The 12,644-nt window shown below is 72.8% G+C and carries 12 protein-coding genes; 4 read left to right on the top strand and 8 right to left on the bottom strand.

Translation table 11 applies throughout. The features are described from left to right. The first annotated feature begins 2 nt into the window (after positions 1 to 2). The 4 genes from ACOJTC_RS31940 to ACOJTC_RS31925 are packed head-to-tail and all read left to right on the top strand — an operon-like array spanning position 3 to position 4,001. Complete coding sequence (locus ACOJTC_RS31940; RefSeq protein WP_420119674.1) at positions 3 to 1,046, top strand: iron-siderophore ABC transporter substrate-binding protein; 1,044 nt, start codon at positions 3 to 5, stop codon at positions 1,044 to 1,046. Further along, complete coding sequence (locus ACOJTC_RS31935; protein ID WP_420119673.1) at positions 1,046 to 2,086, top strand: FecCD family ABC transporter permease; 1,041 nt, start codon at positions 1,046 to 1,048, stop codon at positions 2,084 to 2,086. The genes ACOJTC_RS31940 and ACOJTC_RS31935 overlap by 1 nt, the downstream gene beginning before the upstream one ends. After that, a complete protein-coding gene (locus tag ACOJTC_RS31930) occupies positions 2,083 to 3,117 on the top strand; it encodes a FecCD family ABC transporter permease (protein ID WP_420119672.1) in 1,035 nt (344 codons plus the stop codon). Before ACOJTC_RS31935 ends, ACOJTC_RS31930 begins: the two co-directional genes overlap by 4 nt. After that, complete coding sequence (locus ACOJTC_RS31925) at positions 3,114 to 4,001, top strand: ABC transporter ATP-binding protein (RefSeq protein WP_420119671.1); 888 nt, start codon at positions 3,114 to 3,116, stop codon at positions 3,999 to 4,001. Before ACOJTC_RS31930 ends, ACOJTC_RS31925 begins: the two co-directional genes overlap by 4 nt. Here the strand turns inward: ACOJTC_RS31925 and ACOJTC_RS31920 are convergent. From ACOJTC_RS31920 to ACOJTC_RS31885, 8 genes are all read right to left on the bottom strand, one after another. Continuing rightward, positions 3,979 to 4,863 (bottom strand): 2-hydroxy-3-oxopropionate reductase, encoded by an 885-nt coding sequence (locus ACOJTC_RS31920; protein ID WP_420119670.1) that lies wholly within the window; start codon positions 4,861 to 4,863, stop codon positions 3,979 to 3,981. The genes ACOJTC_RS31925 and ACOJTC_RS31920 overlap by 23 nt on opposite strands. Positions 4,864 to 4,892: 29 nt before the next feature. Next, on the bottom strand, positions 4,893 to 6,095 hold the full coding sequence (locus tag ACOJTC_RS31915) for an NAD(P)/FAD-dependent oxidoreductase (protein WP_204926660.1): 1,203 nt from the start codon (positions 6,093 to 6,095) through the stop codon (positions 4,893 to 4,895). Further along, positions 6,092 to 7,465, bottom strand: a complete 1,374-nt coding sequence (locus ACOJTC_RS31910; RefSeq protein ID WP_420119669.1) for an FAD-dependent oxidoreductase — start codon at positions 7,463 to 7,465, stop codon at positions 6,092 to 6,094. The genes ACOJTC_RS31915 and ACOJTC_RS31910 overlap by 4 nt, the downstream gene beginning before the upstream one ends. Positions 7,466 to 7,469: 4 nt before the next feature. Beyond that, the gene (locus tag ACOJTC_RS31905) at positions 7,470 to 9,557 is read right to left on the bottom strand and encodes a molybdopterin oxidoreductase family protein (protein WP_420119668.1); all 2,088 of its coding nucleotides are present in this window, start codon (positions 9,555 to 9,557) and stop codon (positions 7,470 to 7,472) included. 256 nt (positions 9,558 to 9,813) lie between these two features. Further along, complete coding sequence (locus ACOJTC_RS31900) at positions 9,814 to 10,635, bottom strand: PAS domain-containing protein (protein ID WP_420119667.1); 822 nt, start codon at positions 10,633 to 10,635, stop codon at positions 9,814 to 9,816. Positions 10,636 to 10,657: 22 nt separating this feature from the next. Then, a complete protein-coding gene (locus tag ACOJTC_RS31895) occupies positions 10,658 to 11,398 on the bottom strand; it encodes an SDR family NAD(P)-dependent oxidoreductase (protein WP_420119666.1) in 741 nt (246 codons plus the stop codon). Next, a complete protein-coding gene (locus ACOJTC_RS31890; protein ID WP_204926655.1) occupies positions 11,398 to 11,634 on the bottom strand; it encodes a phosphopantetheine-binding protein in 237 nt (78 codons plus the stop codon). Before ACOJTC_RS31890 ends, ACOJTC_RS31895 begins: the two co-directional genes overlap by 1 nt. Further along, positions 11,634 to 12,644: cytochrome P450 (locus tag ACOJTC_RS31885; protein WP_420119665.1), on the bottom strand; the 1,011-nt coding region annotated here is incomplete at its 5' end. The genes ACOJTC_RS31890 and ACOJTC_RS31885, both read right to left, overlap by 1 nt.

Here is a 12,644-nt window from a genome sequence, read left to right as displayed (position 1 = left end):
GTATGCGTCCCACCCGGCTGCTCACCGGAATCGTCGCGGTCGCCACCACGCTCGCCCTCGCCGCCTGCGGCGGGTCCTCCGGCGTCGACGAGAAGCCCGCCGCGTCCGGGTCCGGGTCCGCGACGGCGACCTTCCCGCTGACCGTCACCCACGCGCTGGGCACCACCACGATCGCGAAGAAGCCCGAGCGGGTCGCCACCGTCAACTGGGCCAACCACGAGGTCCCCCTCGCCCTGGGCGTCGTCCCGGTCGGCTACGCCAAGGCCAACTTCGGCGACGAGGACGGCGACGGACTGCTGCCCTGGGACGCCGCGCGGCTCAAGGAACTCGGCGCGTCGACCCCGGTGCTGTTCGACGAGACCGACGGCATCGACTTCGAGGCGGTGGCGAACACCAGGCCGGACATCATCCTGGCCGCCTACTCCGGGCTGACCAAGCAGGACTACGACACCCTCACCAAGATCGCACCGGTCGTCGCGTACCCGCAGGCACCCTGGGCCACGTCCTGGCGTGACAGCATCACGCTGGAGAGCAAGGCCCTCGGCCTGGCCGCCGAGGGCGACGCGCTGATCGCGAAGATCGAGAAGCAGATGAAGGACGAGGCCGCCCGCTACCCGAAACTGGCCGGCCGGTCGGCGATGTTCCTGACCCACCTCGACCCGACCGACCTCAGCAAGATCAGCTTCTACACCACGAACGACACCCGGGCCCAGTTCTTCACCGACCTCGGCATGACGCACCCGGAGAGCATCGCGAAGGCCTCCGCGACGACCAAGGAGTTCAGCCTCACCCAGAGCGCCGAGCAGGTGCAGAACCTCAGCGACGTGGACATCATCGTGACCTACGGTGACGCCGATGGCACCACCCTGGCCACCCTCCAGAAGGACCCGCTGCTGTCCAAGATCCCCGCGATCAAGCGCGGCTCCTTCGTCTCCCTGCCCGGCAGCACCCCCGTCGCCACCGCCGCCAACCCGACGCCGCTCGGCGTGTCGTACGTCCTCAAGGACTACGTCGACCTGCTCGGCAAAGCCGCCGACAAGCTCTGATGACCGCTCTGACGACATCCGGGCCGGACGTCGCCCCGCGGCGACGCCCGGCCCGGACGCGGCTGACCTGGCTCCTGGTCGTCCTCGCCGCGCTGGCCCTGACCCTGGTCGCGTCGGTGGCCTTCGGTTCCCGGATCGTCGGCTGGGCCGACATCACCGCCGCGCTCGGCGGCACCCAGGACACCCTCGACCAGGCGGCCGTGGTCAAACGCCTGCCCCGCACGGTGCTCGCCGCCCTGGTCGGCGCGGCCCTGGCCCTGTCCGGCGCGGTGATGCAGGGCGTCACCCGCAACCCGCTCGCCGACCCGGGCATCCTCGGGGTGAACATGGGCGCGATGCTGGCCATCGCGGTCGGCCTGGCCACCGTCGGCCTGTACACCGCCACCGCGTACATCTGGGTCGCCATCGCCGGGGCGGCGGTGTCCGCGCTGTTCGTCTACGCGGTCGGCTCACTCGGTCGCGGCGGCGCGACCCCGCTCAAGATCGCCCTGGCCGGGGCGGCCACCTCCGCCGCCCTCGCGTCGCTGGTGGCCGCCGTCGTGCTGCCGCGCGGCGACATCGCCGAGAACTTCCAGTCCTGGCAGGTCGGCGGCGTCGGCGGGGCCAGCTGGGACAGCATCGGCCAGGTCCTGCCGTTCCTGGCCGCCGGGCTGGCCGTCTGCCTGCTGTGCGCCCGGGCCCTGAACTCCCTCGCGCTCGGCGACGACCTCGCCGCCGGCCTCGGCGAACGCGTCGCCCTGGTGCGGGGGATCGCCGCCGCCGGTGCGGTGGTGCTCTGCGGCGCGGCCACCGCGGTCGCCGGACCGATCGCCTTCGTCGGCCTGATCGTGCCGCACCTGTGCCGACTGCTCGTCGGGCTCGACCACCGCTGGCTGCTGCCGTTCGTGACCCTGGTCGGCGCGGCGCTGCTGACCGTCGCGGACGTCGCCGGACGGGTGGTGAACCGCCCCGACGAGATCGAGGCCGGCATCATCACCGCCCTGATCGGCGCCCCCTTCTTCATCTACATCGTCCGCCGGCAGAAGGTACGCGAACTGTGAGCACCACGACCCTGGAGGCCGTCACCCGCGGCCGGGTCCGGCGCAACCGCCGACGCCGCGCCGTGCTCGCCGCGCTCACCCTGGCGGTGGCCGCCATGGTCGTCGTCTCGCTGATGGTCGGGCGGACCTTCTACCCGGCCGGCGACGTGCTGCGGGTGATCCTCGGCGAGACCGTGCCCGGCGCGTCGTTCACCGTGGGTGAACTCCGGCTGCCCCGCACGGTCCTGGCCCTGGCGACCGGCCTCTGCTTCGGCATGGGCGGGGTCACCTTCCAGACCATGATGCGCAACCCGCTCGCCAGCCCCGACATCATCGGCATCAGCTCGGCGGCGAGCGCCGCCGCGGCCTTCGCCATCATCGTGCTCGGCCTGGACGAGACCGGCGTCGCGGTCTTCGCCATCGTCGCCGCGCTCGGCGTCGCCGTGCTCATCTACCTGCTGTCGTTCAAAGATGGCGTGGCCGGCACCCGGCTGGTGCTGATCGGCATCGGCATCGCCGCCATGCTCAACAGCGCCACCGCGTACATCCTCAACCAGGCCGGCCAGTGGGACCTGCAGGCGGCGACCCGCTGGCTCAACGGCAGCCTCAACGGCTCCACCTGGGACGAGACGGTGCCGGTGCTGGTCGCGCTGGCCCTGTTCGGTCCGGTGCTGCTGAGTCAGGCCCGCAGCCTGACCATGCTGCAACTCGGCGACGACACCGCGGCGGCGCTGGGCACCCGGCTGGAACGTACCCGGCTGGTCTCGATCGTCGCGGCCGTCGGTCTGATCGCCTTCGCCACCTCGGCCACCGGGCCGATCGCGTTCGTGGCCTTCCTGGCCGGGCCGATCGCCGCCCGGCTCGTCGGGGCCGGCGGCTCGCCGCTGCTGCCGGCCGCCCTCGTCGGCGCGCTGCTGGTGCTGGTCGCCGACTTCATCGGCCAGTTCGCCTTCGACATCCGCTTCCCGGTGGGGGTGATCACCGGGGTGCTCGGCGCCCCGTACCTCATCTACCTGCTCGTCCGCACGAACCGCGCCGGAGGATCGTTGTGACCACCGACCACGCACTGACGACCGACAAACTGACAGTCGGCTACGGCGACCGCGTCGTCATCGAATCGCTCGACCTGCTCGTGCCGCCCGGCCGGATCACCGCGATCGTCGGGGCCAACGCCTGCGGGAAGTCGACGCTGCTGCGGTCGATGTCGCGGCTGCTCGCCCCGCGCACCGGTCACGTGATGCTCGACGGCCGACAGGTGCACCGGACGCCGGCCAAGGAACTGGCCCGCACCCTCGGCCTGCTGCCCCAGTCACCTGTCGCGCCGGAGGGCATCACCGTGGCTGACCTGGTGGGCCGGGGCCGCAACCCGCACCAGCGGCTGCTGTCCCGCTGGAGCCGGGACGACGACCGCGCGGTCGCCGCCGCCCTCGACGCCACCCCCCCCGCCGACCGGGCCGACCGGTCGGTCGACGAACTCTCCGGCGGCCAGCGCCAACGGGTGTGGATCGCGATGGCGCTGGCCCAGCAGACCGACCTGCTGCTGCTCGACGAGCCGACCACCTTCCTCGACGTCAGCCACCAGGTCGAGGTGCTGGACCTGCTCACCGACCTGAACGCCACGCGCGGCACCACCATCGTGATGGTGCTGCACGACCTGAACATGGCGGCCCGCTACGCGGGCCACCTCATCGCGCTCGCCGACGGCGGCCTGCACGCGGCCGGACCGCCGGCCGAGGTGCTGACCGAGGACTGCGTCCGCGCCGTCTTCGGCCTGGACAGCCGGGTCATCGTCGACCCGGTCTCCGGCCGGCCGCTGATGCTGCCGATCGGCCGCCACCACGTCTCGGTCGAGCGCGCCCGGCCGCATGGCGAACCCGGGTCGGCGATTCCCGGTACGGGTCGGGGGACGTTCCCTACCCACGGTCGTAGCCGCTGAGCAGCTCGACGCCCCGGAGCAGGGCCGAGTGGTCGAGGCCCGCCTCGCCCCGGGCCACCGCCGACGCCACGAGCTGCGCGGCGATTCCCCCGAGGGGGAGGGCGACGCCGACGGCGCGTGCGGTGTCGACGACGATGCCCATGTCCTTGTGGTGCAGACCCATTGTGAAGCTGGGCGTGTAGTCGCGCCGCAGGAAGTTCGGCTTCTTACGGGTGAGCACGTTGGAGCCGGCGAGACCACCGCTGAGCACGTCGAGCGCGGCTTCGAGATCCACACCCGCCTTCTCGAGGAAGACCACGGCCTCCGCGCACGCCTGCATGTTGATCGCGAGGACCAGCTGGTTGGCGGCCTTCACGGTCTGGCCGAGACCGTGGGTTCCGCAGTGCGTGACGGTCCTGCCGAGGGCCTCGAAGACGGGCCGCGCCTCCTCGACGTCGCCGGTGTCCCCACCAACCATGATCGACAGGATGCCGTCGACCGCTCCGGCCTCACCGCCGGCCACCGGAGCGTCCAGGACACGGATGCCGTGCTCGGCGGCGACGCGGGCCAGCGTGATCGAGCTGTGCGGGGCGATGGTGGACATGTCGATCAGCAGGCTCCCCCGACGGGCATGGGCCAGGACACCGTCGGGGCCGTAGGCGATCTCCTCGACCTGGGGGGCGTCCGGGAGCATGGTGATCACCACGTCGGCGTCCCGGACCGCGTCGGGCATCGACGCCGCGGACCGGCCGCCCGCCGCGAGCAGCGGCTCCGCCTTTCCGGCGCTGCGGTTCCAGCCGTACACGGTGAACCCTGCCTTGCACAGGTTGACAGCCATCGGGCTGCCCATGGTGCCGAGGCCGAGAAAGGCGATGGTCTGCATAGCGGTGTTCCTTTCCTTGGCGGGAGGACTCAGGGCAGGAGCAGTTGCTCCAGGTCGGCGGGTGGCGGGCGGCCGACGAAGGACCGGACCGCCGCACAGGAGCCGGTGTCGCCGGCGAGGATTCCGCCCAGCAGGTGGCCGCCGTCCGGGCTCAGCAGCACCTTGGCGTAGCGGTCGGCCCCCTCCGCGAAGACGACCTCCACCACGGCACCGCCGTCGGTGCCCGTGGCGCCGAAGGCGGCGACCCGCACACCGAGAAGCTTGAGGGTGGTCGCGGTGCCGGCGTCGTCGAACGGCTCGGGGTGCTCTCCGGTCAGCTGGCGGGCCACACTGTCGGCCATCCGGTAACCGGGGGCGGCCAGGCCGTAGCAGCGTCCGCGCACGGCCGCGCAGTCACCGACGGCCCAGACCCGCTCGTCACCGGTACGACAGAGGCCGTCGACGAGGATGCCGCCGCGTCCGCCGCGTTCGAGGCCCATGGCCTCGGCCAGCTCGTCCCGTGGCCGGACACCCGCCGCGAAGACCACCAGCGCCGCATCCAGCACGGTTCCGTCCGACAGCGTGACGCTGGCGACCGTGCCGTCGGCCCCGGCGTCGATCGACGTGGTGGCGGTGGCACAGTGCACCCGCAGGCCGAGCCCGGTGACGTGGCGGTGGAGGACCCCGGCGGCACCCGGGTCGAGTTGCGCCGGCATCAGGTGCGGGGCGGTCTCCACGACGTGCGGGCGCATGCCGAGCAGCCGCAGGGCGTTCGCCGCCTCCAGCCCGAGCAGCCCGCCCCCGACGACGACACCGGCGCGGCCGGGGCGTGCCGCGGCGCGCAGGGCGTCGAGGTCGTCGAAGGTGCGGTACACGAAGCAGCCGGGCAGGTCGTGGCCGGGAACCGGAGGGACGAACGGGCGGGACCCGGTGGCCAGCACCAGGGCGTCGTAGCCGATCCGGTCGCCCCGGCCCGTCGACACCGCACGGGCGGCCCGGTCCACCGCGACGGCGGGGCAGCCCAGCAGGAGGTCCATCCGGGGGTCGTTGCGGAAGTCGACCCCCGGGAGGGTGAGGTCACTCCTGCTCTTGCCGTCCAGGTAGGACGAGAGGCTCACCCGGTCGTAGGCGGGGTGGTGCTCCTCGGCCAGGACGACGACGCGCCAGCGCCGCCCGCCGTCGAGAACCCCGAGTCGTTCGACGAGCCGGTGACCGACCATGCCGTGCCCGACGACGACGAGCGTCCGCGTCATGACGCCCGCTCCCAGACGCCGCAGAGTTCCGCCACGGCCCGGCCGCAGCCGCCGCACCCGGTGGTCGCCCGGGTCGCCTCGGCGAGCGCCGCCACCGTGCGGGAACCCGCCCGCCACGCCCGCAACAGCGTCCGCTCCCGGACGTCGTTGCAGAGACAGACCGGCCCGTCCACGTCCGCCGGGGCACCGTCCGAGGCCGGTCGGGGCGGCAGGCCCAGCAGTAGACCGAGCCGGTCCGAGGGAAGGGGCTGTCCGCGTCGGTGCAGGAACCCGATCGTGGCGATGGCCTGCGGCAGGCCGAGCAGCACGGCGGCGACGACGTGCCCGTCACGCAGGGCCAGCCGCGCATAGCGTCGGCGCGGCCGGTCGTTGAGGCCGACCAGACGGGTGCCGGGCCGGCGCAGCTCGGCGGGGGAGCCGATCGTGGCCACGTCCACCAGGTCGGTACGCAGGCGCAGTGCCCGCGGGCGGGGCAGGTAACGGGCGGTGCGGCCGGTGAGGATCTCGGCCAGGGCCTCGGCCTGCTCCCAGGTGTCGACGGGGTTGTCCACGACGTGGCCGTCGTGTTCGGTGCCGTCCCCGAAGGCGTGGATCAGCGGGTCGCTGGTCCGCAGCCGGTCGTCGACCACGATCCCGGTGTGGACGTCCAGCCGGGCCCGTCGGGCGAGCGCGGTGTCGGGGGTGGTGCCGGCGGCGACGACGAGCGGGTCGGCACGCAGGGTGGTCCCGTCGGCCAACCGGAGCCGGCCCGCCGAGCGGCCCACCACGGTCGCCCCACCGACCACCGTGATCCCGGCCCGTTCCAGCTCCTCGGCGAGCATGGCGCTGCAGGTTGCGCCCAGCTGTCCGTGGAGCGGGTGGGGGGTGGTGCAGACCAGGGTGGTGGCGGTGCCCCGGGCGGTCAGGGCGCTCGCGGTCTCCACTGCGGACGGACCGTCGCCGAGGACGACCACGGTGTCCCCGGTGGCCCCGGCCACGGTGGCGGCCGGACCCGGTGCGACGACGCCCTCCGCCGGACCTCCGTCGACGCCGACCAGGCCCGCGACGTCGGGGATCAGCGGTCGGGCGGGCGTGGCGAGGACCAGAACGTCGTACGGGTACGCAGTTTCCGTCCCGGCGGCGTACGCCAGCACCCGGCGGCGGACCCGATCGATGCGGCGCACCCCGGCGACCCGGCCCCGGACCGTGAACGGGGACGGCGGGCCCGTCCCGTCGGCGTCCTCGGTGTCCCGGGCACCGAACGGCGACGGAGGCCGACCGTCCGGTGTGCTCCCCAGCAGGGTGAGGGTTCCCACGAAACCGTGGTGGCGCAGGCGCTCCACGAGCCGGTGGGCCGACGGTCCGGCACCGACCACGACGACGTCGCTCATCCTGTCACTCCTTCCGAGGGGTGATCCGTACGGCGCACACCTTGAACTCGGGCATGCCGCTGCGGGGGTCCAGGGCCGGATGGGTGAACCGGTTCGCCCGCCCGTCGCCGGGAAAGTGGAAGGGCACGAACACGGTGTCCGGGCGCATCGTCGGGTCCAGCCTGACCCGGGCCGTCATGCTGCCGCGCGCGGAGCTGACCACGGCGAGACCACGCTCGACCAGCCCGCACCGCGCCGCGCTGTCGGGATGGATCTGCAGGAACGGCTCGGGAACCGCCTCGGTGAGTTCCCGGACCCGGCGGGTCTGCGCGCCCGACTGGTAGTGCGAGAGAACCCTGCCCGTCGTGGCGTAGAAGGGGTAGGCGGCACTGGTCTCCTCTGCCGGCCCCCGGTGGTCCACCGCCACGAACCGGGCCCGGCCGTCGGGGTGCGCGAACCGGTCGAGGAAGAGCCGTGGGGTGCCCGGGTGGGCGTCCGACGTGTCCGGGCACGGCCAGTGCAGGGCCTCCCCGGCGTCCAGCCGCTGGTAGGAGATGCCCGAGTAGTCGGCCCGGCCGCCACGGGAGGCGACCCGCAGTTCCTCGAACACCTCCCGCGGATCGTCCGGGTAGCGGCCCGCCGGCTCGCCCAGACGTACGGCGAGGTCGCGCAGCACCCGGAGGTCGCTGCGGGCCTGCGCGGGAGGGGAGAGCAGGCGTCGACGGCGCAGCACCCGCCCTTCGAGGTTGGTCAGGGTGCCCTCCTCCTCGGCCCACTGGGTCACCGGCAGGACCACGTCGGCCAGTCGGGCCGTCTCCGAGGGGACGAAGTCCGCCACGACCAGGAGGTCGAGGGAGGCGAGCCGCCCGGTCACGTGCGCTGCGTGTGGTGCGGAGACCGCGGGGTTCGAGCCGAAGACGAACAGCCCCCGGGGGCCCTGTTCGGTGCCCAGCGCGTCCAGGAGTTCGTAGGCGCTGCGGCCGGGGCCGGGCAGGTCGTCGGGCGTCACGCCCCACACCCGGGCGACGTGGGCGCGCGCCGCGGGGTCCGTGATGGACCGGTAGCCGGGCAACTGGTCGGCCTTCTGCCCGTGCTCCCGGCCGCCCTGGCCGTTGCCCTGCCCGGTCAGGCACCCGTAGCCGCTGCCCGCCCGGCCCGGCAGACCGAGGGCGAGCGCCAGGTTGATGAACCCGGAGACGGTGTCGGTGCCCGTGCTGTGCTGCTCGACCCCCCGACCGGTGAGCAGGTACGTCCCGCCGGCGCGGGCGAGCATCCGGACCGCACGACGCTGTGCGCCCGCCGGGACCCCGGTGACCTCCTCGACCCGCTCCGGCCACCACGCCGTCGCCCGCTGCGCCGCCGGGTCGAAGCCGCGCGTGCGTTCGCGGACGTAGGCCTGGTCGACCAGTCCCTCCACGAGGGCGACGTGCAGCAGGCCGAGCGCCAGCGCGAGGTCGGTGCCCGGTGCGGGTTGCAGGTGCAGCGCCGCGCGCTGTGCCGTGGCGGTGCGTCGGGGGTCCATGACGATCAGTTCGGCCCGGTCGAGGTGCTGGAGCAACGGCGGCATGGTCTCGGCGACGTTCGCCCCTGCCAGCAGCACGGTCCGCGCGGTGCGCAGATCGGTGACGGGGAAGGGCAGCCCCCGGTCCAGCCCGAACGCCGCGTTGCCGGCCGCCGCCGCGGACGACATGCAGAACCGGCCGTTGTAGTCGATGTGGCTGGTGCGCAGGGCGACGCGGGCGAACTTGCCCAGCAGGTACGCCTTCTCGTTGGTTAGGCCACCGCCGCCGAAGACCGCCACGGCGTCCCGGCCGTGCCTGGCGTGGATCCGACGCACGCCCGCCGCCGCGGCGTCCAGCGCGGTGTCCCAGGAGGCTTCCCGGAGCCGGCCGTCCGCACCGCGGACGAGCGGCCGGGACAGCCGGTCGGTGGCCCGCAGGACCTCGGCCGCGGTCCAGCCCTTCTGGCAGAGCCGACCCTGGTTGACCGGGAAGCCGGTCGGCCGCACCGTGACCCGGGCGGGGGAATCACCGTGCAGCCGGGTGCCGCACTGCAGGGAACAGTACGGGCAGTGGGTGTCCACCCCGGATCGCGGCGCGGGCGTTTCAGACACGGTCGGTCTCCTTCACGAGGGCTGCGGACGTCCAGACCGCGCTCGGGGTCCGGTGTGGGTACCCGGCGCGGATCACGTCCGGACACAGCAGGTGGTGGGCCGGTGGGCCGACCGCCGTGGCGGGCAGGGGTGCGGGCCGTGTTCCCCGGGCACGGGACGGCGTACGAGGGGGTCGGTGGGCGTGACCGGGCCCCGGCGGGGGTCGCCCGCCGGGCCCGGCGTCCCGGTGCGCACCGCCGTGACGTGCGGCGTCGACTCAGAAGTCGAGGTCCAGCACCGTGACCCTGTCCCGCTTGAGGTGCGGGTGGCTGTCGGGGAAGACGAAGCAGCGGGTGTTCTTCAGCTTGTCGTCCTCGACCTTGGCCGTGGAGAAGATCACCACCGGGACCCGCTTCCCGCCGTTGAGGAAGTCCGCCCGGAAGTCGATGATCGGGGCGTCCTCGCCCCAGCGGCCGAGGAAGTCGTCGACGACGTCCTGGTCGGCGTAGATGCGGCGGATGTGGTGGCCGACGTAGGCGTCGGGTTGCGCGCTCGCCCCGACGATCGCGATGTCCTTCCAGTTGGCGTAGGCGACCGTGCCGTCCTCCTCGATCAGGTGGATGGCGACCGGGCAGTTGTCGTAGTACGCCTGGAGGAACGGGACGGCCTCCGCGTCGACCGGCACGTACGACTCGCGGGACCGGTTCACCTGGTCGATCCACGCCTGGGCGGTGGAGGACCCTTCCGCCGGAGCGGGGGAGGGCGTCGGATGGGTGGTGACCGGCCGCAGGGCCCAGAAGCCGTAGGTCCGGCCGTCGACCTGACCGAAGCCGAGGTTGGCGTAACCGGAGGCGAAGTCGGGGTTCGCGAAGGTGGCCTCCCGGTTCTCCACCGGCGTCCCGGCCGTCAGGAGCGCGGCGTAGTCGGGCACGCCCAGTGCGGTGGCGACCACGGTGCCGGCTGCGGCGTCGTTCCTCAGCAGTTCGGTGGCGGCCTTGTTGGCCAGCACCACGGCGCCGTTCGCATCGGTGACCAGCATGCCGGGAGAGGCCCAGTTGAACAGGTCGAGGAGCTGCTCGGAAGCAGGGTGGTGCGACATGGCTGCCTGCCTTTCGGGTGGGTTACAGCACCTTGCGGCTGTAGTTGAAGACCTGACCGGTGGGTCCGTTGGACGGGAACTCGGCGAGGGCGACGATCCACTGCGCCACGGTGCGCGCGGACTTGAGCCAGTCCGTGCCGAATCCCGCGTTGACGGCGCGGAGGATCTGTTCGTTCACCTCGGCGTCCAGCCCGGTCATCGTCATGGCGGTCGCCACCGGGCCGGGACGGACCTCGTTCGCCACGATGCCGTCGTCGGCGAACTCGACGGAGCACGCCCGCATCAGGGTGGTCAGCGCGGCCTTGCTGGCCGCGTAGGCCCAGCGGTCCGGCTGGTAGCCGTTCGCCAGGCTCGCCCCGACGAACGTCAGGGAGCCACCGCCGCCGCGGGCGAGCAACGGTGCCGTTTCCTGGACGAGGTTCAGTGCCGTGCGGATGTTGGTCTCGTAGGTGTCGGCCACCACCTGCCATTCGGTCTTGATCAGATCGACCGGGTCCGGTGCGACTCCGGCGTTGAGGACCACGGCCCTGACCCCGTGCGCGGTGACGTCGGCGACGGAGCGGAGCGCGGCCCGCACGGCGTCGGGGTCACGCAGGTCGGCGACCCGGTCGAGGTAGCCGCTGTGCTCCGCGAGCCCGGGGTTGCCGCGTCGGGACAGCCCGACGACGGTGTAACCCCGGCGCAGGAACTCCGCCGCCACGGCCGCGCCGATCCCGGACGACGTGCCCGAGACCACTGCCGCCCGGGTGGGTTCCGCTGCCATCAGGCAGCCTGGAAGACGGCCGTGTCGATGGCCTTGAGGGTGCGCATCGACTCGATGGTGATCACACCCGGGTCGAGCTTGCGCCCGTGCAGACGCTCGATCTCGATCACCATCTGGACGAACTGGAGGCTGGTCACCGCCCCCGACTGGATCAGGTCGGTGTCGTCCTGGATGTCGAACGGCTCCTCGTGCAGACCGTCGAGCCACCTGCGCAGCGAGGCGAGCTTGCTTTCCACTATGACCTCTTTCCCTGTCTCGTCCTGAACTCGATGGAGAAGTCGGTGGGGTGCGAGAACGACTGGCTCTCCATGCCGAGGCGGTCGCGGGTGATGACCACGTCCGAGCAGCGCTCGACGATCTCCGCGACGAGCAGGGAGAACTCCGTCTTCGCGAGCATGGCCCCCGGGCAGGCGTGCGCTCCCACCGCGAAGGGGAGCGAACCCCGCATGGGTCTGCCGGTCTGGAACCGGTCGGGGTGGTCGAAGACCCGCGGATCCCGGTTGGCGCCGGCGATCGAGGCCAGCACCGCCGAGTGCCGCGGCACTCGCACCCCCTGGATGGTCAGGTCGTCACCGGCGAACCTGACGATCGTCTGCACGGGCGGGTAGAGCCTGAGGACCTCCTCGAGGTAGTCGTCGCGGACCGTGTCGTCGCGCAGCTCGTCCAGGCCGAAGAGGCCACGCCCCAGGCAGTACACGAGCGACGTGATGAACGCGCTGCTGGTCTCGGTGCCGGCCAGGAAGAACAGCAGTGCCGTCGAGCGCACCTCGTCGTCGGTCAGCGAGATGCCCTTGCGGTCCCGGGTCCGCTCGATCGTCTCCAGCAGGGACTGCTCGCCGCTGGTTCCCGCCGCTCGCTGCTCCTCGATCAGCCGCAGCAGCTCGGCGACGTTGGCGTGGGTCTCGTCGGTCTCCCGGGTGGGGTAGTCCAGCAGCCGTGCCAGCGGACGGGTCAGCTCGTGGAACCGGTCCACCAGAGCGACGTCGATCCCGAGGATCGTGCAGACGATCCCGTACGGCACCCGGTGGGCGAAGGAGTTGTAGAAGTCGTCGGTCTCGACGCCGACGATGCTGTCGACGAGTTCCCGGATGAGTCCGGGCATCAGCGACGTCCGGTACTCCGCGATCCGCCCGGCGGACAGGATCGGTGCGAGGAGGGCGCGGAATGCCCGGTGGCTGGGCCCGTCGGCGTCGAGCACGTTGGGACCGAAGGCCCGCGCGCTGGCCTTGAGCGGGTGTTCGGCCAC

This window comes from Micromonospora sp. (assembly GCF_048594385.1).
In the GTDB taxonomy this organism is placed as follows: domain Bacteria; phylum Actinomycetota; class Actinomycetes; order Mycobacteriales; family Micromonosporaceae; genus Micromonospora; species Micromonospora wenchangensis.
The sequence above is the reverse complement of the archived record's forward strand: the minus strand, read 5'-3'. Positions and strand labels throughout refer to the sequence as shown.

Excerpts from the sequence above, each read along its gene's own strand:
- ACOJTC_RS31940 (WP_420119674.1), top strand. The coding sequence starts at position 3 with ATGCGTCCCACCCGGCTGCTCACCGGAATCGTCGCGGTCGCCACCACG.
- ACOJTC_RS31935 (WP_420119673.1), top strand. The coding sequence starts at position 1,046 with ATGACCGCTCTGACGACATCCGGGCCGGACGTCGCCCCGCGGCGACGC.
- ACOJTC_RS31920 (WP_420119670.1), bottom strand. The coding sequence starts at position 4,863 with ATGCAGACCATCGCCTTTCTCGGCCTCGGCACCATGGGCAGCCCGATG.
- ACOJTC_RS31915 (WP_204926660.1), bottom strand. The coding sequence starts at position 6,095 with ATGACGCGGACGCTCGTCGTCGTCGGGCACGGCATGGTCGGTCACCGG.
- ACOJTC_RS31910 (WP_420119669.1), bottom strand. The coding sequence starts at position 7,465 with ATGAGCGACGTCGTCGTGGTCGGTGCCGGACCGTCGGCCCACCGGCTC.
- ACOJTC_RS31900 (WP_420119667.1), bottom strand. The coding sequence starts at position 10,635 with ATGTCGCACCACCCTGCTTCCGAGCAGCTCCTCGACCTGTTCAACTGG.
- ACOJTC_RS31895 (WP_420119666.1), bottom strand. The coding sequence starts at position 11,398 with ATGGCAGCGGAACCCACCCGGGCGGCAGTGGTCTCGGGCACGTCGTCC.